General features: G+C 33.4%; 2 protein-coding genes. Both read left to right on the plus strand.

Annotation, left to right across the window (positions count from 1 at the left end; translation table 11 throughout):
- Positions 1-560 (plus strand): tetratricopeptide repeat protein (locus tag JR053_RS02910; protein WP_416603488.1); only part of this gene is annotated, 560 nt, incomplete at its 5' end.
- Positions 532-1,680: a hypothetical protein gene (locus tag JR053_RS02915; RefSeq protein WP_416603490.1), complete on the plus strand. Its 1,149-nt coding sequence runs from the start codon at positions 532-534 to the stop codon at positions 1,678-1,680. The genes JR053_RS02910 and JR053_RS02915, both read left to right, overlap by 29 nt.
- Positions 1,681-1,719: the final 39 nt, after the last annotated feature.

The raw sequence follows: 1,719 nt of genomic DNA on the forward strand, positions 1-1,719 counted from the left end.
ATGGAGAAGAGCATTTTCACGTAGCTATGGCTCTAGCAAATCTTGTTGTTTCTTACGGAATTTTGGGTGATGCTCAAAAAATAAAAGATTTGCTGGAAAATGTGTTACCTATTTTAGAGAAACATTATGGGGAAGATCATGTTGAAGTAGCTATAGCTCTAGCAAATCTTAGTAATTCTTACGAAACTTTAGGTGATTATCAAAAAGCAAAAGAGTTACTAGAAAAGGCTTTACCTATTTTAGAGAATAATTATGGAGAAGAGCATTTTTACGTAGCTATTGTTCTAGCAAACCTTGGTAACTCTTATGAAACTTTAGGTAATTATGAAAGAGCAAAAGATTTACTAGAAAGGGCTTTGCCTATATTTAAAAAGCATTACAGAGAAGATAACTTTGAAGTAGCTAAAACATTAGTAAACCTGAGCATCCCTTATGGAGCTTTAGGTGATTATCAAAAAGTAAAAGAGTTGCTAGAAAGGGCTTTGCCTATATTTAAAAAGTATTATAGAGAAAATCATGTTGAAGTAGCTTATGGTCTTAGAAAATTTAAGTGGTACTGAGAAAGCTTTAGGTAATCATGAAAGAGCAAAAGAGTTACTAGAAAGGGCGTCTGCAATATATCAAAAAGGTAAAGTTGAAGAATGTTTACCAAGTACAAGTTCAGGAAGAAGAAAAAGAGAAGTAAAGATCGGGGAATGTGAGTTTTCTTGGGAAGATGTAGATAAATTTAACACAGAAAAAGATGAGAAAAGAGATTTTAGTAAAATTAAAATAGATAGTGAAAAGTTCGTTAATTATATTAAAGATCTACCAGAGGAAAAGCATTCTCAGCTAATTGAGCTAGCAGATAAAGTTCAAATTACAGGTAGGTTTCGTGATTTGATTAATAAGCTTACCAGTAATCAGAAGGTCATGAATCATTTAAATAGAGTAAAGAAAATCTCTAGCATAACTATGCATGGAATGATGGCTAAAAATATTTTAGCTGACTTTTTAAACAGAGATTATCAGGGTGTAGCAATTAATGTTGGTTTTATAGCAGGTGGTCAAGGGTTTGCTAAAGTTGCTGAAGTTGCATCTCGTAAAGGATTAAATTTGCTCTCAGAAGAAAAGGTATTACTTGGTAGGTCTTTAAGAGTTGCATCACCTTTTCTTGCTCGAGGTACTTCTGCCTTTATTATTTATGATTTAGTAAATCAGGTAAAAGCATTTAAAAATGGTACAGAAGGAGCATTGGTTGGCGTAGTAGGAGATAGCATTTACCTGGGAGTTGACGCTGCAGAGATTGGGATTGAAGTTGCTGAAGGTTTTGAAGTATTAGAAGGAGTTTCATCTATTACTGGACCTATTGGAGCAGGAGTTGGCACTGCAGTATTTATTTACACTGATATTTATATGGCAGTAAAGAGAGTTGATAAAATTGATGAAATTATTCACTTAACTAGAGGAGAAAAATTTATTGAAGGATTGCGTGCATTTATAGATATGCGACCTGAACAATATGTAGAAAAGTTAATGGAAGAAAAACAACTTTATAACCAATTAGTTAAGCAAGGATTTGAGTATTTAAGGAAGAATCGTGCTATTCAAAGCTATGTATTCCCTACTGATCGATCAGTTGTGGGTTCTTGTCGTAAAGTGCTGCACACAACATCACTTGGGATTAGACATTATTTGTAATAGTTTAGACTTGATCTGACAGGCATGAATTAACTGACA

This window comes from Wolbachia endosymbiont of Nasonia vitripennis (assembly GCF_048054115.1).
In the GTDB taxonomy this organism is placed as follows: Bacteria; Pseudomonadota; Alphaproteobacteria; order Rickettsiales; family Anaplasmataceae; genus Wolbachia.